The organism is Aphanizomenon sp. CS-733/32, from assembly GCF_028330045.1.
GTDB classification, from domain to species: domain Bacteria; phylum Cyanobacteriota; class Cyanobacteriia; order Cyanobacteriales; family Nostocaceae; genus Dolichospermum; species Dolichospermum gracile.
This window is the reverse complement of record NZ_JAQMSE010000146.1, coordinates 45,919-53,133: the sequence shown is the minus strand read 5'-3', so window position 1 is coordinate 53,133 and position 7,215 is coordinate 45,919. Positions and strand designations below refer to the sequence as shown.

6 protein-coding genes are annotated in these 7,215 nt (G+C 40.1%); 4 read left to right on the top strand and 2 right to left on the bottom strand.

From position 1 onward, the window contains the following. The first annotated feature begins 216 nt into the window (after positions 1 to 216). Positions 217 to 1,707: a UDP-N-acetylmuramoyl-L-alanyl-D-glutamate--2,6-diaminopimelate ligase gene (locus PN471_RS11605; RefSeq protein WP_271776979.1), complete on the top strand. Its 1,491-nt coding sequence runs from the start codon at positions 217 to 219 to the stop codon at positions 1,705 to 1,707. 57 nt (positions 1,708 to 1,764) lie between these two features. On the opposite strand, the gene PN471_RS11600 is transcribed toward PN471_RS11605, so the two are convergent. After that, complete coding sequence (locus tag PN471_RS11600) at positions 1,765 to 3,207, bottom strand: sensor histidine kinase (protein WP_271776978.1); 1,443 nt, start codon at positions 3,205 to 3,207, stop codon at positions 1,765 to 1,767. Between the two features lie 451 nt (positions 3,208 to 3,658). Between PN471_RS11600 and PN471_RS11595 the strand changes: the two genes are divergently transcribed. Continuing rightward, positions 3,659 to 3,961, top strand: coding sequence for a hypothetical protein (locus PN471_RS11595; RefSeq protein ID WP_271776977.1), 303 nt, complete (start codon positions 3,659 to 3,661; stop codon positions 3,959 to 3,961). A 163-nt stretch (positions 3,962 to 4,124) separates the two neighbouring features. Here PN471_RS11595 and PN471_RS11590 read toward each other — a convergent pair whose 3' ends face one another. Then, positions 4,125 to 5,525: an amidohydrolase gene (locus PN471_RS11590; protein WP_271776976.1), complete on the bottom strand. Its 1,401-nt coding sequence runs from the start codon at positions 5,523 to 5,525 to the stop codon at positions 4,125 to 4,127. Between the two features lie 80 nt (positions 5,526 to 5,605). On the opposite strand from PN471_RS11590, the gene PN471_RS11585 reads away from it, so the two are divergent. Together PN471_RS11585 and PN471_RS11580 are read left to right on the top strand one after the other, a co-directional pair. After that, positions 5,606 to 6,376 (top strand): cysteine hydrolase family protein, encoded by a 771-nt coding sequence (locus PN471_RS11585; RefSeq protein WP_271776975.1) that lies wholly within the window; start codon positions 5,606 to 5,608, stop codon positions 6,374 to 6,376. Between the two features lie 31 nt (positions 6,377 to 6,407). Further along, positions 6,408 to 6,863 (top strand): cupin domain-containing protein, encoded by a 456-nt coding sequence (locus PN471_RS11580; RefSeq protein ID WP_193894201.1) that lies wholly within the window; start codon positions 6,408 to 6,410, stop codon positions 6,861 to 6,863. The last annotated feature ends 352 nt before the right edge of the window (positions 6,864 to 7,215 follow it).

Below are 7,215 nucleotides of genomic sequence, written 5' to 3'. Positions count from 1 at the left end.
GAATAAGAAAGTGTTCGTTTCCTCCATGTTCCCTTCCTTCGTGCTACGCACATTAGTCAGGGAACTGTCGTCAACTCACGCGCCATTCATCCCACGCTCCTAAGAGTGAGACGTGGGGCTTCTGTCGGTTAAGCTAAATTTTGCCTATATCTCTCCCCATAAACAGAAAATAATGTTTAAATAAGCGCAGGACAAGCTTGTGGCGAGGTTCACTAGATGAAATTGCGGGAATTATTAGCGGCTGTAGATGGAATTGAGTCTGTAAATATACCAGATATTGATATTCAAGGACTGAAAACTAATTCCCATGCCTGTGGTGTGGGCGATTTGTTTATTGGGATGCCAGGAACTAGGGTAGATGGTGGGGAGTTTTGGTCCGGGGCTTTGGCTGCTGGTGCTGTAGCGGCGATTGTTTCCCCCGAAGCAATGAGGAAAAATCCGCCGACAGCAAACTCTGTGGTAATTAGTGCTGAGAATATGACTCAGGCTTGCGCTCAAATAGCTGCGGCTTTTTATGGTTATCCCGGACAAAAACTGAAAATGGTGGGTGTGACGGGGACAAATGGGAAAACTACTACCACTCATTTGATTGAATATTTCTTAACTCAGGCTAATTTACCGACGGCGTTAATAGGTACGCTGTATACGCGCTGGCCTGGTTTTGAAGAGACTGCTGTGAATACTACTCCTTTTGCGGTGGATTTACAGCAACAATTGGCTAAAGCGATGAATGCTGGTTGTGATACTGGGGTGATGGAAGTTAGTTCTCATGCTTTGCACCAGGGTAGGGTTTTGACTTGTGCTTTTGAGGTGGGGGTATTTACTAATCTCACTCAGGATCATTTGGACTATCATTTGGATATGGAGGATTATTTTGCCGCGAAAGCGTTGTTATTTAGTCCTAATTATCTGCAAGGACGGGCAATTATCAATGCTGATGATATCTACGGTCAACGGATAATTGCATCTTTGCATCGGGAACAGGTTTGGAGTTATAGCGTTAATGATAGTACGGCTGATTTTTGGATGAGTGATTTAAGTTATCAACCCCATGGGGTGAGTGGGATTTTACATACTCCTCAAGGTAATGTGGCTTTTAGTTCGCCTTTGGTTGGTCAATATAATTTAGAAAATCTTTTGGCTGCTGTGGGGGCGGTTGTCCATTTGGGGTTAGATTTGCAATTGGTAGCAGGTGCTATTTCTGGGTTTCCCGGTGTTCCTGGACGGATGGAACGGGTACAAATTAGTTCACAACAGGATATTAGTGTGATTGTGGATTATGCCCATACTCCTGATAGTTTGGAGAATTTGCTGAAGGCGGCTCGGCCGTTTATTCCTGGTAAAATGATATGTGTATTTGGTTGCGGGGGAGACCGCGATCGCACTAAACGTCCGAAAATGGGGAAAATTGCGGCGGAACTCGCAGACATAGCGGTGGTGACTTCAGATAATCCTCGCACGGAAGACCCGGAAAAGATATTAGAGGATGTGCTGGCAGGTATTCCTGATCTGGTACAGGCAATGGTGATGAGCGATCGCTCTACCGCCATTCGGACGGCTATTTTACAGGCTCAACCTGGAGACGGTGTATTATTAGCCGGTAAAGGTCACGAAGACTATCAAATTCTCGGTACTGAAAAAATTCACTTTGACGACAGAGAACAGGCACGAGAAGCTTTACAGGAAAGAATAAATAACCAAAATTAGATCATTATTTCTGTCAGAGTGGGGTTGTCCCACTCTTCCTGACTCCTGAGTGGTAATTCAGATACTTCTAACTTCCAAAGGTAAAAAAATAGTCAAAACTTCCCCATTTTGGGGACGTTGACGCACAATTAATTTCCCCCCAATTGCTTGAAATAAATGCTTAGTTGCCGCCATATTTAAACTAATTGCTCCTGTTTCCGGCTGAAACATCAATAATTGACCCAATGACTTCCGAATTGGTGGCGTTGTCCTGTAGCTTTGATCTTGACAATCAAACTGAGGAGATAATTGCAACTTTAACTGATCACCTGCCGGAATTACTTGCACCTGAATACAACTACCAGCAGGTAAACTGCGCGTAAAATTCTCGATTAAACTAGTAAGCACCCTATCCAGCATTGCCGGATTACTAACCACCGTCGGTAACTGCTTCGGTAAAACCACATTTAAAGTTAAATTACGCCGGGTTGCCGCCAATTGCCAACGGGGAATACTCTGTTGTAAAATCTCATCCAAACACATCGGCGATAATTGGGAATTAGCAAATTTTGAAGGTTGTGATAAATTCTCTAACTCTGCCGCCTTGAATAATAACTCCATCCGGTCAATTTGCTCAGTACATTCATGATCAATAACCTCTAACCGACCGATAACATTAACAGGTAAATCCTTCCTTTTTAATAGTAACCGCGTCAGCATCCGAATAGTTGTTAACGGAGTGCGAACCTCATGAGCAAAGGCTTGGAGCAATTCCACATCAGAACGAGATGGAGATTTCGGCGGTGGAGTAGGTGAATGACAAGATAATGAAGTATGCGTAACTGGATTACTTTCTGCGGGAATAGTTAACTCTTGCAGTAATAACTGACTAAATTGAATTACAACTTGATAATCTGGAGCAACAAAAGGATAATTTTGTACCTTAACATCTAAGTCAGCAAACAATTCAGGGTTAGTTAAAACCACCCTAGCACCTATAGATTCCCAAGCCTTTTGGACAACTGCTGATTCAAAAGAAAACAAAAATTCCTTCTTACCATTCTCATTTTCCGCTAAAACCAAAACTAATCTAAATTTATCTGTAAATATCAAGCAAAACTGTTCCACACCCAGAGGATCAGCCGGTAACAAAGGTAAAATAGATTCTTGAAAAGTAGCAGTATGGGGAGTATTTGTTTTTATATTATTTATATTCTGCGTCACTTCTGACGGCATCATAAATGGCATCAACGCCAAAGGATTAAAAGGTCTAGCTGTAAAAGTTATTGTTTGTAATTGTTGTGCTAGTTGGGGGTGACTAAATAAAGGTGCAGGTGCAGCTAATACCAAACCTTGAGGATCATGAGATGAACTCGTGGCTAAAGTTTTCAACAGCAAGTTCTCCGTAGCCGCCAAACTCACACGCCATTGCTGCTCCGCCTTAGCCGTAGAACACTCAACGACAGGAGATTGATTTTCAGATAAAACTTCCTTGAGACTTGGCAAAATCCATTCGTACACAGGTTTTAACCTCTTGATTGCTTCAGCAGCTAATGGTAGTTATATTAGACATTTGCACTCTACATCCACGAGATTATCGTCATTGGGGTGAAGATAGAAAGTGGTATAACCGAACCTTTAAGGTGCAATATCCTCTCTTTGTTACCAAATCAGTCACCCATTGCCAATCCCAAAAAAGATGCGGCTGAGTCTTTAAGATGGAGAATATATAGATAGTGGCTACCTGTGAGCATCAAACCGTTAATATTCGATAGCCATGAGTACAATTAAATTGGCTCTTTTCAATAAAAGCGTTTTAATTTAGTTATTGAAAAGTTGTCATTTCGTCAGTTATCTGGACTTTTGGTTCATGACTTTTGGTTGTAGAAATTTAATTCTTTTTTAAGACTTGCTCCTGGGTATCACTCACAGTAAAATCCATCACTTCAACTATCCAACTTTGGAAATCAACATGAAAAAGCTCATTTCTTTTCTAGTTAGTGGCGTTTTAGCAGTTGGTATGGTTGGTTGTCAAGAGGCACCAAAAACAGGTTCAGAAACTACTGGTACTAGCACCACAACCCCCGTTGTTCCAGGCAAACCCGATTCTGATACCAACAGAATTATGGATAATTCTACCACAACTCCTACTGCAACTCCTATGACGATTTCTACCCCAACTCCCACTTCAACTCCTACTGCAACTTCTAAATCCACAACCGGCGTGAAAGGTGTCAAGGTAGAAGCTAGTGCGAAGACTGAGAAAAAACCCTAGTACCGCAAGGCGTTCGTCAAAATTCAAAATTCAAAACCAAGACAGTATAGGCTTTCAACAATTGAGAATGGTCGGTTGATTTACGCCGTGTTGTACTAGTTATTTGATTTCATAGCCCTCTCACCTATCTTGCAGGTAGGTGATGAAATTGCTATAGCGATATTTAATCTAATCCCATAACTTGCCGATAACGAGGTGCTAATTGATCTAAATTAGCTGATTTAGGCTGTGTTTCCCAGTGACTTCGGTTAAATAACTCTTGTCGCAGTTCATCAATATTAATTGTAGTAATTTTCCCATTACTAATAATTTGCTTGCCATTTACCCAAGCACTATTAACAACATTGACAGGACGACCTAAAACTAATAAACCAATGGGATCTATGCGGGGAAGTAATGATAAATTATTGAGATCATATAAAACTATATCAGCTTTTTTACCAACAGTAATAGAACCAAGCTCATCTTCTACATTTAAACCTTTTGCACCTCCTAAAGATGCCATTTTTACAGCTTGACGGGGTGGAATCCAGGATTGATAATCTGGTTCTGTAAGATTATGTAGAATCGAACCAATTTTAATAGCTTCTAACAGGTCTTGGGAGTCATTACTAGAAGCACCATCACAGCCAAAAGTCACATTAATCCCCGCTTGAATACATTTGATAATTGGGGCAATACCACTGCCTAAACGGAGGTTACTTAAAGGATTATGAACGACTGTAGATTGTGTTTGGGCAAGAATATTAATATCAGATTCCTTTAACCATACACAATGTGCTAAAGTTGTGCAACTGTTTAAAAATCCAAGTTGTTGTAAATGTTGAACCGCAGTACAACCATATTTTTCTTCAGCCAATTTTTCTTGGGCTTTGGTTTCTAATAAATGGGTATGACGACAAAGATCATACTTATTACTTAATGCGATACATCCTATAAATAAATCATCACTGCATAGCTGAATTCCCGTTGGGGCAACTAAAATATTAATTCCTACCTCTGGTTGATGAAATTGTTTTACTGCTGTTTCCATAATTGCTAAAGTTTCTCCCGAAGAGCGAAAATAAGGTTCATGATTTGCTTGTAATTCTCCATTAGGTATGCCCATACTCAAAGATTCATCTTGAATTAGAGGGGCAATAAAAGCTCGGATACCTACTTCTTGATAAGCCCGAACTGCGGTAGAAATTGTCTCTAATTCTTGTCCAGGAATTAATACTAAATGATCGACTACACTTGTTCCTCCGGAAAGTAAAGTTTCTACGGCCGTTCCCAAAGCACTAAGATAAACTTGTTCTGTATTTAAAGGAGTGAAATCATATAAATGTGCTAACCATAATTCAAGAGGTAAAGGGGGAATTGCTCCTCGTTGCCACATTTCCGAAGAATGGGTATGGGCATTAAAAAAACCAGGGAGCAGCAGTTTATTCTCTCCATTAATTTCTGTACCAATTATTTCTAAATTAGGGGTAACAGCGGTAATTTTACCATCTACAACCTGTACATCTGTAGTTACGTAACTATCAGCAACGCTAATTAAAGTATTTTTAATTGTAAAGTTCATGATTTTAACCTTAATTAAGTAATTGACCATTAATATAATTTTAAGCTACAACATAAAAACGATATCGAGAATTGGCATTTATGAATCTACCCACTCGGAAATTAGGATTTGCACCAAATAACTGGCAAGTAAATCAGACATTTGCAGATATTACTCGTCCTCAAAAGACTCCACAACCAGCCATTTTAGCAACAGAAACTAAAACTCTGCGTTGCGACTTATCCAAAGTTGCTATTATTGTTATTGATATGCAAAATGATTTTTGTCATCCTGATGGTTGGTTAGCACACATTGGTGTAGATGTTACCCCTGCCCGTCAACCGATTGTCCCTCTACAACAATTATTATCACAACTGCGGGCTGCTGGTATACCTATAATTTGGCTAAATTGGGGTAATCGTCCAGATTTACTAAATATCAGCGCTGGTTTATTGCACGTATATAACCCCACAGGGGCAGGTATTGGACTAGGTGATCCCCTGCCCAGCAACGGTTCTCAGGTACTAATGCAGGGCAGTTGGGCTGCTGCTGTGGTAGACGAACTAGAACAGCTACCAGAAGATATCCGGGTTGACAAGTATCGTATGAGTGGATTTTGGGATACACCCTTAGACAGTATTTTGCGAAATTTGGGTATAACTACAATTTTTTTTGCTGGTGTAAATGCTGATCAATGTGTTTTGTCAACTTTGTCTGATGCCAATTTTTTAGGATATGACTGTATTTTAGTCAAGGATTGTACGGCGACAACTTCACCGGAATATTGTTGGTTAGCAACTTTATATAATGTCGAACAATGTTTCGGGTTTGTAACAGATTCCTCGGCAATTGTAGCCGCAATTCATCATTAATTTAACTGAAGTAAAAACACCAATTACCAATATGTACGCTACTAGTTGTGTCATTCCAGTTGTCAAATCTCCCAAAGACTATCAAGCATATCGGATTAGTCCCCATGACTCTAACCGATTAGCAATTATCTTTGATTCTGCCAGTGCAAATACTTCTTTAACTTGTTGTATAGAAATCTTTGATGTTGATGGACAAACACCACCAAATCGGCATCAACGGGCTGTAGAAATGTTTTTTATCCTCAAAGGAGAAGGAACCGCAATTTGTGATGGAAAAACAGTAAATATCAAAGCTGGAGACAGTTTACTAGTACCACCAACAGGGACTCATTTAATTAGAAATACTGGTGAAAATCGTCTTTATGTCTTAACAATTATGGTTCCCAATGAGGAGTTTTCGGAACTAATTCGCAGTGGTATGCCTGTAGAATTAGATGCTGAAGATATAACTATTCTGGGAAGATTAGATTCTTTGAAGTTTTTTTAGATCAATACTGTTGCCAAAAATCTGGAACCCTATTGATATCGTAACGATTCTATCGGGTTTCAGCCCTATATTTAGGGTTTGCTGAATAAGTTGTCTGTAAGGGGAGGTGACAGGTGCTACGCCACGGGGATAGGGAAGGAATTTTCTTCTTTCTTTCTCCTGAACTCCGAACTCCGAACTCCGAACTTGCGCTTCTGGGTCCGGAGCGTGAGACAAATTCATAGTTTTATTCAGCAACGCCCTTTTCTCCATGCATCAGGAAAAGTATAACTTTTTATTAAGTTAAGTCAAGCAACCTTAAGACCTGTATAGATAGGTAGATCAAGAGGAATCTGAGGATGGTAAGCTAAAT

What these genes read in the sequence shown, in the direction of transcription:
- PN471_RS11605 (WP_271776979.1), top strand. Translation starts at nt 217, where the DNA reads ATGAAATTGCGGGAATTATTAGCGGCTGTAGATGGAATTGAGTCTGTA.
- PN471_RS11595 (WP_271776977.1), top strand. Translation starts at nt 3,659, where the DNA reads ATGAAAAAGCTCATTTCTTTTCTAGTTAGTGGCGTTTTAGCAGTTGGT.
- PN471_RS11590 (WP_271776976.1), bottom strand. Translation starts at nt 5,525, where the DNA reads ATGAACTTTACAATTAAAAATACTTTAATTAGCGTTGCTGATAGTTAC.
- PN471_RS11585 (WP_271776975.1), top strand. Translation starts at nt 5,606, where the DNA reads ATGAATCTACCCACTCGGAAATTAGGATTTGCACCAAATAACTGGCAA.
- PN471_RS11580 (WP_193894201.1), top strand. Translation starts at nt 6,408, where the DNA reads ATGTACGCTACTAGTTGTGTCATTCCAGTTGTCAAATCTCCCAAAGAC.